Here is a 17944-nt window from a genome sequence, read left to right as displayed (position 1 = left end):
CAACCGATTGCAAATATACAGGAAAATAAATTAAATTTACAAAAAAATTAAAATCGTAAATTATCAAATCCAGAAAACAAAAATTCATTTCATAAAAAAAGTAATAGATAATGTCTCTAAAATTTCAAATATTGGGTAATTACAAAAAAGCAGTTCTATTCCTGTTTATACTTTTGAGTTTACAGAAAATGTCTGCTCAAAAAGATTATAAATTATGGTTGCAATACAATAAGGTAGAAGATGCTACAATCCTTAATAGTTATCGATCTACTATAAAAGGAGTTCATGCCTTTGGGAATTCAGAGACGATTGCTATAGCAACAAAAGAAATAGAACAAGGTTTAAGTAGCTTATTAGGACAAGAAATACATAAAATAAATAACGAAAACAGCGCAAATATAATAGTAATAGGAAAGACATCTGAACTTTCTGCAGAATTACAGCAAAACATACAAAAAGACATCAGAATCATAAACAATGAAGGTTATGTTATCAAAACTTTAAACAACAACAAACAAGTTTTAATAACTGGAAAAACGGATGTAGCTGTTTTATATGGTGTATTTCATTTTTTAAGATTATTACAAACCAATCAATCTATTAGCAATTTGGCTATTACAGATGCTCCTAAAATAAATGTTCGAATACTCAACCACTGGGATAACCTTAACGAAACTGTTGAGCGTGGTTATGCAGGTTCCTCTATCTGGAACTGGCAAAAACTTCCTGATTTTATTGATCAACGTTATATTGATTATGCGCGCGCTAATGCTTCTATAGGGATCAATGGTACCGTTTTAAATAATGTAAATGCCAATGCCCTAATATTAACGCCACAATATTTTGAAAAAGTAACTGCCTTAGCTAACACTTTTAGACCCTATGGAATAAAAGTATATTTAACAGCACGCTTTTCAGCACCTATTGAAATAGGAAAATTAAAAACTGCCGATCCTTATGACCCTGAAGTACAAAAATGGTGGAAAGACAAAACCGCTGAAATTTATAAATCAATTCCTGACTTTGGAGGTTTTCTTGTAAAAGCCAATTCAGAAGGACAGCCCGGACCACAAAATTATGGCAGAAATCATGTGGATGGAGCCAATATGCTTGCAGATGCCTTAGCTCCTTTTGGGGGAATTGTGATGTGGAGAGCCTTTGTATATTCTGAACACAATACTGATGACAGAGCCAAACAAGCCTATAGCGAATTTGTTCCTTATGATGGAAAATTTAGAGATAATGTAATTGTACAGGTTAAAAATGGCGCTATCGATTTTCAACCTCGCGAACCTTTTCATCCTATGTTTGGAGCTATGCCCAAAACTCCTTTAATGATGGAGTTTCAAATTACTCAAGAATATTTAGGCTTTAGTACACATTTGGTTTTTCTTCCTAAATTATTCCAGGAAGTTTTACAATCAGATACCTACAGCAAAGGAAAAGGTTCTACAGTAGCTAAAATAATTGATGGTTCATTAGACCCTCATAAGCTTACCGGAATGGCTGGTGTTGCTAATATTGGTAGCGATATCAATTGGTGCGGACATCCTTTTGCGCAAGCGAATTGGTATGGATTTGGACGCTTGGCATGGAATCCTAATTTAGACTCCAAAACTATTGCAGAAGAATGGTTGCGAATGACATTTTCTAATAATGAAAAATTTGTTCAACCAGTCCAAGAAATGATGATAGATTCCAGAGAAGCCGTAGTTAATTACATGACACCACTAGGTTTACACCATATTATGGATACCGGACATCATTATGGTCCCGGACCATGGGTGAGCAATTTATCGAGACCCGAATGGAATCCTGTTTATTATCACAAAGCCGATAAAAATGGAATTGGATTCGACCGTTCTTCAACTGGAAGCAATGCAACAGCACAATACGCTCCCGAAATAGCGAAAGAATTTAACGATATAGCCAAGTGCCCGGAAAAAGATCTATTATGGTTTCATCATGTATCCTGGGATTATAAACTAAAAAATGGGGCAACACTTTGGGACGGATTAGCACAAAAATATCAGGAAGGTGTAAATCAAGTTGGCAATATGCAAAGTACTTGGGGCAAGATGAAACCTTATGTTGATGAACAACGTTTTCACGAAGTGGAAATGCTTTTAAATATTCAACACAAAGAGGCCAAATGGTGGCGTGATGCCTGCTTATTGTATTTTCAACAATTTTCTGGTAAAGAATTACCAAATGGGGTTGAAAAACCCACACAAACCCTAGAGTATTTTGAATCACTCAAATTCCCATTTGCTCCGGGAAATAATTAATAAAAAACAGCATTTCAGAATTGACAAAATAGCAATAGTACAAATTAGAATAAAGAATTGAAAAATAGAATGAACAACATAATCAAAAAATATAGCTTTTATACTTTATTGACAGTATTGATTCTCACTGTTCAGAGAAACTATGCAATCAATCCTAATAAATATGTGATTAATTCTATTACAACAGGAAGTTTTCCTATTGTAAGCAAAGGTAAAGTTGCCTCAATCTTAGTAAGTGATAATGATTTTGCAGGTGTTTTACGTGTTGCAGGACATTTAGAAAATGATCTTTATAATGTAACTAATTTGCATGCTAAAAGATTAGATAATAATAATCAGGAAACAGAAAATGTCATTATCATTGGTACATTAGGACATAGTGCTATCATTGACCAATTAGTGAAAGATGGAAAAATAAATGCCGCTGGACTAACTGGAAAATGGGAGAAATTCAGCACTCAAATTGTAGAAAATCCAACAAAAAACATAAAAAGAGCTTTAGTAATAACAGGTTCAGACAAAAGAGGAACCATATACGGCATGTATGATTTATCAAATCAAATTGGCATTTCTCCCTGGTATTTTTGGGCTGATGTTCCTGTAAAAAAACAATCGGAATTACATGTTTTACCAGGGATTCATACTTTGGGAGAACCAAAAGTAAAATACCGAGGCATTTTTATCAATGATGAAGCTCCTGCACTTACCGGTTGGGTTCGTGAAAATTATGGAAAATTCAACGCGAAATTTTACGATAAAGTGTTTGAGTTAATCCTTAGACTGAAAGGCAATTATCTATGGCCAGCCATGTGGAATGAAAAATTTTATGCTGATGATCCTCAAAACGGAATTTTGGCTGACGAATATGGTATTGTCATGGGAACTTCGCATCACGAACCATTAGCCAAAGCCCATGGGGAATGGAATAAAGCTGTTAATGGCGAATGGGATTTTAATAAAAATCCTGAAGGTTTAAAGAAATTCTGGACAGATGGAATGCAACGAATGGGTACTAAAGAAACACTGGTTACCATTGGTATGCGCGGTGATGGAGATGAACCTATGACCGAAGGTACAGCCATAGAACTTTTAGAAAAAATTGTAAAAACACAACGCGAAATCATAAGTAACGTAACCCAAAAACCTGCGGATAAAACCCCTCAAATTTGGGCATTATACAAAGAAGTTCAGGAATACTATGACAAAGGAATGCAAGTCCCTGACGATGTAACTCTATTACTTTGCGATGATAACTGGGGAAATTTAAGAAAACTACCTGAATTGAATGCAAAACCGCGTCAAGGAGGTTTTGGAATCTATTACCACTTTGATTACGTAGGTGGTCCCAGAAATTACAAATGGATTAATACCAACCAAATTGAACGTACTTGGGAACAAATGCATCTCGCTTATGAACATGGCGCAAACAAAGTTTGGATTGTAAATGTAGGCGATATCAAACCTGTTGAATTCCCTATTGAATTCTTCTTGGATTATGCTTGGAATCCAGAATATTGGAATGCCACAAATTTACAAGACTATTATATCCAATGGGCTTCAGCAAATTTTGGAGAACAAAATGCAAATGACATTGCAACTATCTTGAAAATGTACACCAAATACAATTCAAATAGAAAACCTGAATTATTGAATGCTTCAACCTATAGTTTAGTGAATTATAAAGAAGCCGAAAACGTAGTGGCAAGCTACAACGAATTGGTTCAAAAAGCACAAGAAATAAACGCGAAACTAAGTCCTGAATATAAAGATGCTTTTTATCAATTAGTATTGTATCCTGTCTTGGCAAGTGCTAATTTAAATGAATTGTATGTTACGGCAGCAAAAAATAATTGGTATGCCAGCCAAGGAAGGTCCGCTACTAATCAATATGCTGAAAAAGTAAAAACATTGTTTGACAAAGATGCTGAACTTTCTAACTATTACCACAAAACAATGGCCAATGGAAAATGGAATCATATGATGTCTCAAACTCATATTGGCTACACCAATTGGCAAGAACCAAGAACTAACATTATACCAGAAACCAAAACAATTACAATTCCGGAAAAAGCGGAAATGGGAATTGCTATTGAAGGCAGTACACAATGGTGGCCTTACTCCTCCGAAGTTGCTGTTTTGCCTGAATTTAATGCGTTTTCCAACAGTATTTCATACGTTGATATTTTTAATCGAGGTTCAAAATCTTTTAATTATACTATCAGTACAAAATCTAATTGGATAAAAATTTCTAAAACAAAAGGGACAATTGACCAACAAGAACGCATTGTTGTAACTATAAACTGGGAAAAAGCACCTAAAGGTATTCAAACATCAGAAATCATAATTTCAGGAATTGGAGAAAAAATTCCAGTAAAAATAACAACGAATAATCGCAGTAAAGAAGGTATTAAAGGTTTTGTAGCCAATGATGGTTATATTGTTATTAATGCAGAAAATTTCTCAGACAAATCAGAGCTTGAAGATTTCAAATGGGAAGTGGTAGAAAATTTAGGCAAAAGTACCGCAGGAGTTATATCCTTACCTATCCAAAAAGGACGCGTAGCATTGACTGAAAATTCACCTAAACTTTCCTATAAAGTGAATTTTCAAAAGGCTGGAAAAGTAAAAGTTAAGCTGTATTTTTCTCCAACAATAAACTATTCTACAAGAGAAGGATTTTACTATGGATTATCTTTTGACAACGAAAAACCTAGTCAAATAAATTATGCCTCAGAACCTAATATTTTTGATTATAACGGAAAAGTACCTAAATTTTGGGATAAGAATGTATCGGATAATATAAAAGTGATTACAACCGAATTTGATGTTCAAGAAGGCAATCATATTCTAAATTATTTTAGAATTGACGAAGGCTTGGTACTTCAAAAAATCATTATAGAAACAGAAGAAAGTAATTTAAAACAAAGCTATTTAGGACCACCTCAAAGTTTGAACATAAAAAATAATTCAAAATATTAAATTTTAAATATGAAACCAACCAAACCTTTTTTATTATTCTTCTCAGCAGTATTTGCTTTAAGTAGCTGCAATAATAAAATTAACAACCAATCTGCTGTAAATACTTCGCTTAAAAACGCCTATAATGGTGATTTTTATATAGGAACGGCACTAGATGTGAATCAAATTGAGGAGAAAGATTCCAAAACAACTCAATTAATTTCGAATGAGTTTAATGCTATTACTGCTGAAAACATTATGAAATCAATGTTTGTGCATCCGCAAAAAGACAAATTTGATTTTGAAACAACAGATAAATATGTTGCCTTTGGAAAAAAGCACAACATGTTTATCCATGGTCATACCTTGATTTGGCATAGCCAATTACCGAAATGGTTTTCTGAAATAAATGACAGTGCTGAAATGAATGCCGCGTTCGAAAATCACATTACTACCATTGTAAAAAAATACAAAGGTCAAATTAATTCTTGGGATGTTGTTAATGAAGCAGTCAACGATGATGGAAGTTTAAGAAAATCGGTTTTTTTAAAAACACTTGGGGAAGATTTTATAGCTAAGGCGTTCCAACTTGCAGCAGCAGCTGACCCTAAAGTTGATCTTTATTATAATGATTACAGCATGACAAATCCCGCAAAAAGAGAGGGAGTAATCAGAATGGTAAAAAAAATACAGGAAAAAGGAGTTAAAATTGACGGTATTGGCATGCAGGGACACTGGCATCTTGATAGACCTACAATTCAGGAAATAGAAAAAAGTATTCTTGCGTATTCCAGTTTAGGTGTAAAAGTAGCTATTACTGAACTTGATGTTTCTGTATTACCAAGTCCTTATGGATTGCAAGGAGCTGAAGTGAGTCAGCGATTTGAAAATAATGAAAAAATGAATCCTTATCCTAAATCATTACCGGATTCCATGCAAGTTAAACTTGCGCAACGTTATGAGGATATCTTTAAACTATTTCTAAAACACAAAGACAAAATAAGCAGAGTTACCTTCTGGGGAGTTAATGATATGCAGTCTTGGTTAAATGGTTTCCCTATTAGCGGAAGAACGGATTATCCTTTATTATTTGATTCCAAATTACAACCAAAGAAAGCATATTATCAAGTTTTAAATTTAAAGTAAAAAGCAAATAATTAACTCCATGAACACGACTTCACAAAAATTATCTATTCAAGAAAAAATTGGATACAGCCTGGGAGATCTTGCCGCCAATTTGGTTTTTCAAACCTTAATGACCTACCTAGCCTATTTTTATACAGATATTTACGGATTATCGCCTACGCATTCGTCCATAATAATGTTAGTGGTAGGATTAATTGCTGCTTTTATTTTCAACCCAATTATTGGAGCAATTGCTGATAGAACCACTAGTAAATGGGGGAAATTTCGTCCATGGATTTTATGGACTTCAGTTCCTTTGGGAATAGTAGCCTTATTAGCTTTTAGTACTCCAAATTTCTCCTATGAAGGAAAAGTAATTTATGCTGTAATAACCTATTCCTTTTTGTTATTGCTTTATGCAGCTAACAACCTGCCTTATTCTGCTTTGAGCGGAGTAATTACCGGAGATATGGCGGAGAGAAATAGTTTATCCTCGTACCGGTTTGTTGCTGTAATGTTTGCTCAATTTTTTGTGCAGGTATTTATGTTAGGAATTATCAAGAGTGCCGGAAATGGAGACAAAGCCATTGGTATTGAAAAAGTAATGACAATTTTGGCTATTGTAGGTACTATTATGCTATTGATAACCTTTTTCACTACCAAAGAACGAATTGTTCCTAAACCGGAACAAAAATCAAGTGTTAAAGAAGATTTAGAAGATTTGGTTAAAAATAAACCCTGGGTAATTATGTTGACACTTACCACATTAGTATTTATCACATTAGCTTTAAAAGGAGGTTCTTATGTGTATTATTTTGAAAATTATGTAGACAAAGAACAGTTAGCTTTAATTATCAAGCCAATTTTAGACATTCTTTCCTCGCTGGGTTTGAACTATTTTGGTGAAGATCCTATTTCGGCTGGATTTGGTTTATTTAATGCCGGTGGAATTATCTTCATGATTGTGGGGATTACATTGTCTAAAAATTTAGCAGACAAATATGGGAAACGAGACATTTTTGGTCTTTTCTTATTCATTTCAACACTGTTTATTATCGCTTTTTATTTTTATTCTCCGCAATCGGTTTCTTTGATGTTTTTCTCTCAAATTTTACATGGTTTCTTCTATGGCATCACTATTCCTATTTTATGGGCTATGATTGCTGATGTTGCTGATTATTCTGAATGGAAAAACAACCGTCGTGCAACAGCTATCATCTTTTCAGCTATGATGGTGGGATTAAAAGCAGGATTAAGTATAGGTGGTGCATTGACCACTTCCCTATTAGGACTTTTTAATTACATACCTAATTCATTACAACAACCTGAAAGTGCTATAAACGGAATTAAATTATTAGTAAGCATTTTTCCTGCAACACCTTTCCTTATTGGGGTTGGTTTATTGTTTTTCTATGAGATTAACAAAAAAATGGAAGTCCAAATAGAATCCGATTTAAAACAAAGAAGATCATAATTACATTATACAAATACTAAAAACAAGAATATGCCTGAAGAAAGTATAGAACATATAGATTTTAAAGAATTAGTACAAAAATCTATATCAAAACCACTAGTATCTCACATATATACAGCCGATCCATCCGCTCATGTATTTAATGGAAAAATATATATTTATCCTTCACATGATATAGATGCCGGAATTCCTTTTAATGATAATGGAGATCATTTTGGGATGGAAGATTATCATGTTATTTCTATGGATACTATTAACGCTGAAGCAAAAGACAATGGAGTTGCGCTACATGTAAAAGATGTTTCTTGGGCTGAACGCCAAATGTGGGCTCCTGATGCTGCTTATAAAAACGGAAAATACTACTTTTATTTCCCTGCTAAACGAGCAGATGGTATTTTCCAAATAGGTGTCGCCATTGGTAATTCTCCAACTGGTCCTTTCATTCCTGAAAAAGAACCCATCAAAGGAAGTTATAGTATTGACCCAGCCGTTTTTGAGGATGAGGATGGGAAATACTATATGTATTTTGGCGGTATATGGGGCGGACAATTACAAAAATACCGTAACAATACTTATGCGGAAGAAAATGAAGAACCAACAGCAAAAGAAGTCGCTTTAGGACCTATTGTAGCGATGCTTTCAGATGATATGAAAGAATTTGCAGAAACTCCAAAAGAGATTAAAATTTTAGACCAGGAAGGTAATATACTCTTAGCCGGAGATCATAATCGTCGTTTTTTTGAAGGACCATGGCTTCATAAATACAATGGAAAATATTATTTTTCCTACTCTACAGGAGATACTCATTATATTTGTTATGCAACGGGCGACAGTCCTTATGGACCATTTACCTATCAGGGAATTATTTTAGAACCTGTTATTGGATGGACAACCCACCATTCTATTTGCGAAGTAAACGGAAAATGGTATTTATTCTATCATGACTCCTCCCTATCTGAAGGAATAACACATTTAAGATCTATTAAAGTTACTGAGATTACTTACAATGAAGACGGAAGCATAAAAACTATTAATCCCTATGAAAAAAATATCGATTGAATACTAATAAATGATTCCGAAAATGTTTCAGTAGATAGATAAAAATATATTATGCTTTTTAGACGAAGCCGTCTCAAAACTGAGGCGGTTTTTTCTATTCTAAAAGATAAAATCAAAAAACCTCAAATACAGATTTATTCGAGGTTTTTCTGCTCAAAAACGGTTATTTTTCCAGCTAAAAAAGCTACAAAAAACTATAATTATATTATTAAATACTATATTTCATCAAAAAAAAGACCTAAAACTGTTAAACATATACATATTTCTATTAAATTTAGCAGATAATTTTTTATTTACATAAATATATCGACTTATTTTTATCAAAAACCAACTAAGATTATTTTATAAATGAAAGTAACCCCAGTCTTTTCATTCATTATAGCAAGCTTTTTATGCTATAATGGTTATTCCCAAAATTCAAAAGTTCCTACTGTTGATAAAGCAGCAGAAAAATATGCTTTTGTAAATGTGACCAAAACTTATGAAAGAATTGCTGAAAAAGGATATAAATCAATTGATTTATTTCAGAAACTGGGAAATGCGTTTTATAGTGATTTAAATATGCCTAAAGCAGCAAAATGGTATGGCGAATTATTTGCCATGACAACTGATCTGGATCCGGTATATTATGATCAATATGCAAAATCATTATTTGCTATTGGTGAAAACGAAAAAGCCAATACTATTGTAGCAAAATTAAATAATAAATTAAACCACAAATAGCCTCACTTTTAAACTTTAAAAAAATAAAAAAAGAGTTTATATAATATTATAAACTCTTTCTAATTTAAGAGAGATAGATTTGGGACAAATACCTTTCTTTTTTTATAAAAAAAACCAAAACAATTAGTCTATTCTTGCAAAAATATTAGTGTAATATTTTTTTCCTGTAGCAGCATCCTGTCTTATTGATATTCCGAAATGTGTATAGTTACCTTCTATATTTTTCTTATGTGCCGGGCTGTTTAACCATGCTGTTAATGCAGCCTGTGCACTATTATAATTAAAAGCAATATTCTCTCCAACTGTAGTAGCACCTAACAATTTCATAATATTATTGGAACGTTCCACAAAACCATCATGACTTACCACTTTATTATCTATCATGTAATAATCATGCTCCTCAGATTTATATGAGATATGATTAATTTTCTGTAACGGATTTAAACCTATACTTACCCTGTAATCATTAATTAACTTCATTGTTTCTAACTCTCCATCATTATAATCATAATTTTCTACAATTACAGCTGTTGTTAAATCAGCTGTTGTTTCTGCAGAATCAGAAGAGCAGGAATTCATTGTAAACATCACCGCACTTAGTAACATCAAAGGGAGTAATTTTACTTTCATAAGCTAGTAGTTTAAGTTTAAAGTAGATTGGGGGGCAAACTCTTTAAAGTATTAGTTTTTGTTTTTATTACTTACTCAAACATACGACACTTTATCGATAAACTACAAAAAAAATCGATGAAATACATCATTTTTTAAAAAAACAAAGTTTTTACCTACATCAAGGAGATAATCGTTCTGTTTTCCATACATAATTCTCCTGTAACGAATAGCGGATTCTGTCATGCAATCTATTGGCTCTCCCCTGCCAGAATTCAACTTCTACCGGACGAACAATATATCCTCCCCAATGCTTAGGTCTTTCAACAGTTTTATTATCATAAATAATTTCTAATTCCTTTAAATTATTTTCTAAAAATTCACGAGAGGGAATTACTTGACTCTGATTAGAAACAACAGCCCCCAGTTTACTTCCTTCTGGTCTGGAATCAAAATAATTATCTGATATAATATCCGAAGTTTTTTCTGCAATTCCTTTTATAATAACCTGACGTTCGGCAGTATGCCAGAAAAAAGAAAGACATACATTTGGATTTTTCTCAATAGCTCTTCCTTTTTCCGAATTATAATTGGTGTAAAAAACAAAACCTTCTTCGTTGTATTTTTTTAATAATACGACTCTTGCTTTAGGGAAACCATCCAGCCCAAATGTCGAAACTGTCATAGCGTTGACCTCAGCCCCTGATGTACTCTGACCTTCAAAATCTTCTACTTCATGAAACCAACGATGAAAAAGATTAATCGGATCTTCCGGAATATTAGTTTCTAATAATTCGCTTTTCTCATAAGATCTTCTGTAATTACTTAAATCTTCCATTATTTTTTTATTATAAATTATAAATCAAAACTCAGGCCGTCATCCGCTAACAGGACATTGGAAAAAATAGTTTCTGCTTCTGTTTTAAACAAATCAATAGTACTGTAGCGTGTGGAGTAATGCCCTAAAATAAGTTTACCCACCTGAGCTTTTTTTGCAATTGTAGCAGCTTCTACGGCAGTTGTATGCATTGTTTTAGCAGCTAATTTTTCTTCAGACTGCAAAAAAGTAGCTTCATGATACAAAACATCTACTCCTTCAATAATAGGCAGAATAGCTTCATTGTAGACTGTATCAGAACAAAAAGCATAACTCTTAGGCTTTTCGGGGTCAAAAGTAAGTTGGCTGTTTAAAACAACTGTTCCATCATCGAGAACAATATCTTTTCCGTTTTTTATGTTCTGAAAATAACATTTTTCAATCTGATATTCACGAACAGCCTCAACATTTAACTTTCTTTTATCTGGTTTTTCTTCAAACAGAAATCCATTGGTATATATACGATGTTTTAAAGGAATGGTTTTTACCTTTAATTTTTCATCTTCATAAATAAGTTCACTTTCTTTATTTTCTAATTCATAAAAGTGAAGACCAAAATTGGGCCATGAATTTGACAATCGCAATTGAAGCAGGATAATTTCTTTCACTCCTTTCGGACCGTATATATACAAATCATTATTGCGATTTAGTAAAGAAAAAGTAGATATCAAACCGATTAGACCATAAAAGTGATCTCCATGCAAATGCGAAATGAAGATTTGGTTAATTTTAGAAAATTTGATTTTGTTTTTTCTCAATTGTACCTGAGTTCCTTCACCACAGTCAATAAGGAAACATCGATTTTTAATTTCAAGTACCTGTGAAGTAGGGTTTGTAAAAGTACGCGGAGTAGCTGCATAACAGCCAAGAATGGTTAATTTCAAAGTTTATTTAGTTAACGGGTTGCCTAATCGTTATGCATATCATTCGATTAAACTTTTAAACGAATAAACAATTAAACGATTTAAAATCCTAAGTCTCTTTCTATTTCTTCCATCTCAATAATATCATGAGCTTCTAATAAGGATGGAACAACTGTAAATTTTTCCGGTAAAGCATTATAATCAAAATCAGATACTACAACAATAAATGATTTTTTTGATTTTTTATGTTTTTTAGATAATGGCAAAAGAAGTTTTAAATCACTTACTTCTAATGCTTCTTTGTATCCTAAAAGATCAATAATAATATTATGTTTTTCATAACTTTTATATTGATGTGTAACTTTCATCAAAAAAGCTGTAAAATCACCCTGCGTATCTTTTATAGTAATTGTATGGTCTTTTTGATCTACTTTCATAATGTTATTTTTAAGATTACAAAATCTAAAGTTACTAAGATTTTTTGACTTACTTAATTTTTGAAGCCAAAAGATATATTACAGCCATTCTGATTGCTACTCCGTTTTCAACCTGATTTAAAATCACTGATTGCCCGGAATCAGCTACTTCAGATGTAATCTCTACTCCCCTGTTTATAGGTCCCGGGTGCATGATTACAATTTCTTTATTTAATGATTCTAATAATGTCTTGTCAACACCGTATTGTTGCGCATATTCTCTGGTTGACGGAAAATAATTCACATCCATTCTTTCATTCTGAACACGCAGCATATTAGCCACATCACACCATTCTAAAGCTTTTCTTAAATTAGACTCAACTTTAACACCTAATGATTCAATATATTTTGGGATCAACGTTTTAGGACCACAAACTTTCACTTCAGCTCCCTGCATTTGCAAAGCATATATATTAGACAAAGCCACTCTTGAATGTAGAATATCCCCCACAATAACCACTTTTTTCCCTGCTACCTCGCCCAGTTTCTCTCTTATGGAATAACTATCCAGCAAAGCCTGAGTAGGATGTTCATGAGCTCCATCACCGGCATTTACAATACTTGCTTTTACATTTTGTGATAAAAAATGAGCAGCTCCCGGATTAGAATGTCGCATCACTACCATATCCACTTTCATCGAAAGAATATTATTTACCGTATCAATAAGCGTTTCCCCTTTTTTAACAGAAGACTGAGCTGCCGAAAAACTAATTACATCGGCTGATAATCTTTTTTGAGCTAATTCAAATGAAAGTTTGGTTCTGGTACTGTTTTCGAAAAAAATATTGGCAATGGTAATATCTCGTAACGAAGGCACTTTTTTAATAGGACGATTAATGACTTCTTTAAAATGATCGGCTGTTTCAAAAATAAGGTCTATATCATTCTTGTTAATATATTTGATACCTAATAAATGATTTACGCTTAACTCTTTCATTCTTTTACGATTATTATTATATTATAGAGGCTTCAGTAATTTAATTGCTTATTAATTAGTAACTAAATAAACGGCATCCTCTCCATCATTTTCTTTCCAACTCACTTTTACCTTTTCATTATTAATAGCATCTACTTGTCGTCCTCTGTAATCAGGCTGAATGGGTAAATTACGGCTAAAACGTCTGTCAATTAAAACCAGTAATTCTATTTCTGACGGTCTTCCAAAAGACTGAACTGCTGTTAAAGCAGCTCTGATACTTCTTCCGGTATACAATACATCATCAATAAAAATGACTTTTTTATTTTCTACAATAAAATTGATATTGGTTTTATTAGCTTCAAGCGGTTTTTCGGTTCTTCGAAAATCATCTCTGAAAAAAGTAATATCTAAATATCCTAGTTTAATTTCAGGGGTTTTATATTCTTTTTCTAATACTTCTTTAAGTCGTTCTGCTAAAAAAGTTCCTCTGGGCTGAATACCAATTAAAATAGTGTCGCTAAAATCAAGGTGTTTTTCAATTAGCTGACAGGCTAAACGATGAAGAATGATATTGACTTCTTTGGAATTGAGCAAAACTTTTTGAGTCATAGTAAAATATTATGTTGGGTAGTGCAAATATACAAATTCCCCTTAATGATTTCTTATTAAAAGAAGGTTTGATACCAACTTTGAGTCAATTTATACAAATGATTTTCTTAAAATAAATCGGCATAAACAATCGGTATTATACAAATCCTTAAATATTAGAACTTTTCCCAAAAATTCTGTAAACTTTTTTTTAGGGTTTCCAGCTAATTTTACTTCATAGAAATTAATTAAAACATCAAAATCATGCAAAGTAACATTACCCGTTTGTTAATGGTATTCGTAATACTATTTTCATTTACAAGTTGCGAACTTATTGGAGACATTTTTCAAGCCGGAATGGGAGTCGGAATATTTCTTGTGATATTTGTAATTGCCATAATTCTTTGGATTTTCGCTAAAGTTTTCCGAAAATAACATAAAAAAAATCCCGTATCGTTCTAAAAAAACAATACGGGATATCTTTATATAAGATATAACTTTTACAAGTTGTACATCTTTTTTCGTTGTTCCTGAATCTTTTCATCATCAAGATATTCATCAAAAGTCATGTAGCGGTCAATAGCTCCGTTTGGTGTTAATTCTACTACTCTGTTACCCACGGTTTGTGCAAACTCGTGATCATGGGTGGTAAAAATAACTGACCCCTTAAAGTTTTTCAATGAGTTATTAAAAGCCGTGATCGATTCCAGATCCAGGTGATTAGTAGGCTCGTCCAGCATTAAAATATTAGCGCGTTCCATCATCATTCTGGATAACATACAGCGTACTTTTTCTCCTCCTGATAATACACGACTTGTTTTTAAAGCTTCTTCGCCTGAAAAAATCATTTTTCCTAAAAACCCTCTGATAAAAACCTCATCGCGCTCTTCTTCTGTTTTTGCATATTGACGCAGCCAGTCTACTAATGACAAATCATTCTCAAAATATTCATGATTTTCTGCCGGTAAATAAGCCTGATTTGTAGTAATTCCCCAGTCAAAAGTTCCTGAATCAGCATTTTGGTTTCCATTTAAAATTTCGTAGAAAGCAGTAGTTGCACGGGAATCTTTCGAAAACAGCACAATTTTATCTCCTTTAGCCATATTCAGGTGAACATCTTTAAACAATAATTCTCCATCAACAGAAGCACTTAAACCTTCGATATTCAAAATCTGATCTCCGGCTTCACGATCCTGATCAAAAATAATAGCTGGATAACGACGGCTGGAAGGTTTGATTTCAGAAATATTTAATTTGGAAATCATTTTTTTACGGGAAGTCGCTTGTTTAGATTTTGCAACGTTCGCAGAAAAACGACGAATAAATTCTTCCAGTTCCTGTTTCTTTTCTTCAGCTTTCTTATTTTGTTGTGCTCTTTGTTTCGCCGCTAATTGGCTGGACTCGTACCAAAAAGTATAGTTTCCGGAGTAGTGATTGATTTTTCCAAAATCAATATCCGAAATATGTGTACAAACTGCATCTAAAAAGTGACGGTCGTGAGAAACCACAATTACTGTATTTTCATAATTGGCTAAAAAATTCTCTAACCAGGCAATCGTTTCAAAATCCAGGTCGTTAGTAGGCTCATCCATAATCAACACATCAGGATTTCCAAAAAGTGCCTGTGCTAAAAGCACACGAACTTTCATTTTTCCTTCCATATCAGCCATTAATGTGTAATGATGCTCCTCATTAATCCCTAAATTAGATAACATTGATGCAGCATCTGAATCGGCATTCCATCCATTCATTTCTTCAAACTGCACTTGCAATTCCCCTATTCTGTCTGCATTTTTATCATTGTAATCTAAATACAATTCATCCATTTCTTTCTTAACAGCATACAATATTTTATTCCCCATCAATACTGTTTCTAAAACCGTATGCTCATCAAACATGTTGTGATTTTGGTTTAAAACCGACATACGTTTTCCAGGCTCAAGATGTATGTGTCCCGAAGTAGGATCCATTTCACCGGAAATTATTTTTAGAAAAGTTGATTTTCCAGCACCATTAGCACCAATAACGCCATAGATATTACCGTGAGTAAAAGTGGTATTTACTTCGTCGAATAAAATTCGCTTGCCAAACTGAACTGATAAATTATTTACTGTTAACATGAATATTTTTTATAAAATTTGCTGCAAAAGTACAAAAAAATCCCTATACCTGCGAATGTAGCTCTAAAGGTTTTACAACAAAAGTCTTAATTATGATTGTTTAACAGCGTAAGTAGAAAAACATACATGACCAAAGAAAAAGATATACATTTGGATTAAATATTCTCATCGTCCGAATATTTTTTCTAAATCATAAAAATCAATCTAAATTAAATACAATGAACACCATAATAAGTCAAAAAATAATTACGGTATGCAATGAAAAAATTGCAAAAAAGGGAGAAAATGTTGGTCTGTCATTTTATGCTTTTTTTACTAACAAAAATGACAATCCCGCTCTTTTGATGGAAGTAGCCCAATGGTGGATAATGAAACATCAACTCGATCATTTTGAAAAAGCCACAAAAATAAGGGATATGGTTCAAAAAGAATTGTAATCATTTCCTCTTTCATGAATTCAATCCGGCTTAATTCTCTATTTATATTATCCTTAAAAATGAGTTTTTTTGTTAATTTTGCGTTATGATTAAAATAAGTATTATTGGCTCCGGAAATGTGGCACAACATCTTATTACTACCTTTCTGCATCTTGAAGAACTGAGTAATGATGTTGCGTTGATACAGGTATTCTCCCGAAAAAAAGAAAATCTCTCTCAGTTGCTTAGTCCACAAAAAATAGTTACCGAATTCAATAATTTACTCGAAGCTGATTTATACATTATTGCAGTTTCTGATGACGCAATTGAAAATGTTTCTGCCCAGCTTCCATTCAGGAATCGTCTGGTCGTGCATACTTCAGGGAGCGTTCCTGTGACACAGTTAAATAGTAATAACCGAAGAGGGGTATTTTATCCTTTGCAAACTTTCACCAAAGGAAAAACCATCAGTTTCAGAAACATTCCTATTTGCCTTGAAGCAGAAAACACTTTCGATTATCAGGTATTAAACAAAGTAGCCAGACTGATTTCAGATAAAGTATATGCAATCAATTCAGAACAAAGAAAAGCTTTGCATGTAGCAGCTGTTTTTGTCAATAATTTTACCAATCACCTCTACGCTATTGGAAACGAAATTTGCATTGAAAACCAAATTCCGTTTGACATTTTAAAGCCTTTGATGCAGGAAACGGCAGATAAAGTAATGACTATTTTGCCTAATGAAGCCCAAACCGGTCCGGCTGTTCGCAATGATAAAAAAACAATTGCCGCTCACGAGGCTTTTTTAATAAACAATGAAAATCAATTAAAACTATATAAAACTCTAACACAATCGATTCAGCATAATGGCAAAAAGTTATAAAGAAATAATGAACGACATCACTACCTTTATTTTTGATGTTGATGGCGTACTTACCGATGGCTCTGTATTTGTAAACAATGATGGCGAAATGTCAAGAACCATGAATATCCGCGATGGTTATGCGCTGAAAACAGCTGTAGAAAACGGTTATAATGTTTGTGTAATTTCGGGAGGAAGTAACGAAGGTGTAAGAGTGCGTTTGCGTAACTTGGGAATTACCAATATTCATCTGGGAACACCTGACAAGGTAGAAACTTTTGATGAATATATTGATATCCATCAAATTAAACAGGAACAAATTTTATACATGGGTGATGACATTCCTGATTACCATGTCATGAAATTAGTAGCCTTACCAACTTGTCCGCAGGATGCCTGTCCTGAAATTAAGAGTATCAGTAAGTACATTTCGCATAAAAAAGGCGGAAAAGGTGCTGTAAGAGATGTTATAGAACAAGTCCTGAAAGTACAGGGAAAGTGGATGAAAAGTTTTGATGCCAAGTATGATTGATTAATTCAGAAGCAGAATTTACAAAGCAGTTTCCGTAAACTCATAACCCATCATT

The 17944-nt window shown here is 33.1% G+C and carries 16 protein-coding genes; 9 read left to right on the top strand and 7 right to left on the bottom strand.

Features of this window, described 5'->3' with window-relative positions; genetic code table 11:
* Positions 1-110 precede the first annotated feature (110 nt).
* The 6 genes from ABS764_RS15540 to ABS764_RS15515 all read left to right on the top strand — a co-directional run bounded on the left by ABS764_RS15540 (position 111) and on the right by ABS764_RS15515 (position 9627).
* Positions 111-2288 (top strand): alpha-glucuronidase family glycosyl hydrolase, encoded by a 2178-nt coding sequence (locus ABS764_RS15540; protein WP_408082713.1) that lies wholly within the window; start codon positions 111-113, stop codon positions 2286-2288.
* Positions 2289-2357: 69 nt separating this feature from the next.
* On the top strand, positions 2358-5267 hold the full coding sequence (locus ABS764_RS15535) for a glycosyl hydrolase 115 family protein (protein WP_408082712.1): 2910 nt from the start codon (positions 2358-2360) through the stop codon (positions 5265-5267).
* Between the two features lie 9 nt (positions 5268-5276).
* Entirely contained in the window at positions 5277-6392 is a 1116-nt protein-coding gene (locus ABS764_RS15530; protein ID WP_408082711.1) for an endo-1,4-beta-xylanase, read from the top strand.
* Positions 6393-6411: 19 nt separating this feature from the next.
* The gene (locus tag ABS764_RS15525) at positions 6412-7845 is read left to right on the top strand and encodes an MFS transporter (protein WP_408082710.1); all 1434 of its coding nucleotides are present in this window, start codon (positions 6412-6414) and stop codon (positions 7843-7845) included.
* Between the two features lie 30 nt (positions 7846-7875).
* The gene (locus ABS764_RS15520) at positions 7876-8904 is read left to right on the top strand and encodes a glycoside hydrolase family 43 protein (RefSeq protein WP_408082709.1); all 1029 of its coding nucleotides are present in this window, start codon (positions 7876-7878) and stop codon (positions 8902-8904) included.
* 348 nt (positions 8905-9252) lie between these two features.
* Positions 9253-9627 carry a flagellar motor protein MotB gene (locus tag ABS764_RS15515; protein WP_408082708.1) on the top strand — a complete coding sequence of 125 codons (375 nt, stop codon included), beginning with the start codon at positions 9253-9255 and terminating at the stop codon, positions 9625-9627.
* Positions 9628-9750: 123 nt separating this feature from the next.
* Here ABS764_RS15515 and ABS764_RS15510 read toward each other — a convergent pair whose 3' ends face one another.
* The 7 genes from ABS764_RS15510 to ABS764_RS15480 form a co-directional block, all read right to left on the bottom strand.
* On the bottom strand, positions 9751-10257 hold the full coding sequence (locus ABS764_RS15510) for a CAP domain-containing protein (RefSeq protein ID WP_408082707.1): 507 nt from the start codon (positions 10255-10257) through the stop codon (positions 9751-9753).
* Between the two features lie 160 nt (positions 10258-10417).
* The gene (gene pdxH, locus ABS764_RS15505; protein ID WP_408082706.1) at positions 10418-11074 is read right to left on the bottom strand and encodes a pyridoxamine 5'-phosphate oxidase; all 657 of its coding nucleotides are present in this window, start codon (positions 11072-11074) and stop codon (positions 10418-10420) included.
* Between the two features lie 17 nt (positions 11075-11091).
* Positions 11092-11997 carry a ribonuclease Z gene (locus tag ABS764_RS15500; protein ID WP_408082705.1) on the bottom strand — a complete coding sequence of 302 codons (906 nt, stop codon included), beginning with the start codon at positions 11995-11997 and terminating at the stop codon, positions 11092-11094.
* Positions 11998-12077: 80 nt separating this feature from the next.
* The gene (locus ABS764_RS15495) at positions 12078-12413 is read right to left on the bottom strand and encodes a ribonuclease Z (RefSeq protein WP_408082704.1); all 336 of its coding nucleotides are present in this window, start codon (positions 12411-12413) and stop codon (positions 12078-12080) included.
* A gap of 49 nt (positions 12414-12462) precedes the next feature.
* The gene (locus ABS764_RS15490; protein WP_408082703.1) at positions 12463-13389 is read right to left on the bottom strand and encodes an aspartate carbamoyltransferase catalytic subunit; all 927 of its coding nucleotides are present in this window, start codon (positions 13387-13389) and stop codon (positions 12463-12465) included.
* Positions 13390-13440: 51 nt separating this feature from the next.
* Positions 13441-13980 carry a bifunctional pyr operon transcriptional regulator/uracil phosphoribosyltransferase PyrR gene (gene pyrR / locus ABS764_RS15485; protein ID WP_408082702.1) on the bottom strand — a complete coding sequence of 180 codons (540 nt, stop codon included), beginning with the start codon at positions 13978-13980 and terminating at the stop codon, positions 13441-13443.
* A gap of 479 nt (positions 13981-14459) precedes the next feature.
* Positions 14460-16079 (bottom strand): ABC-F family ATP-binding cassette domain-containing protein, encoded by a 1620-nt coding sequence (locus ABS764_RS15480; RefSeq protein WP_408082701.1) that lies wholly within the window; start codon positions 16077-16079, stop codon positions 14460-14462.
* A gap of 218 nt (positions 16080-16297) precedes the next feature.
* On the opposite strand from ABS764_RS15480, the gene ABS764_RS15475 reads away from it, so the two are divergent.
* The 3 genes from ABS764_RS15475 to ABS764_RS15465 all read left to right on the top strand — a co-directional run bounded on the left by ABS764_RS15475 (position 16298) and on the right by ABS764_RS15465 (position 17889).
* Positions 16298-16516 (top strand): DUF6500 family protein, encoded by a 219-nt coding sequence (locus ABS764_RS15475; protein ID WP_408082700.1) that lies wholly within the window; start codon positions 16298-16300, stop codon positions 16514-16516.
* An 85-nt stretch (positions 16517-16601) separates the two neighbouring features.
* Positions 16602-17378, top strand: coding sequence for a Rossmann-like and DUF2520 domain-containing protein (locus ABS764_RS15470; protein WP_408082699.1), 777 nt, complete (start codon positions 16602-16604; stop codon positions 17376-17378).
* Positions 17362-17889: a KdsC family phosphatase gene (locus ABS764_RS15465; protein ID WP_408082698.1), complete on the top strand. Its 528-nt coding sequence runs from the start codon at positions 17362-17364 to the stop codon at positions 17887-17889. The genes ABS764_RS15470 and ABS764_RS15465 overlap by 17 nt, the downstream gene beginning before the upstream one ends.
* Positions 17890-17944 lie beyond the last annotated feature (55 nt).

This window comes from Flavobacterium plantiphilum (assembly GCF_046000495.1).
Classification (GTDB): domain Bacteria; phylum Bacteroidota; class Bacteroidia; order Flavobacteriales; family Flavobacteriaceae; genus Flavobacterium; species Flavobacterium plantiphilum.
This window is presented reverse-complemented; position numbering and strand designations above follow the sequence as displayed.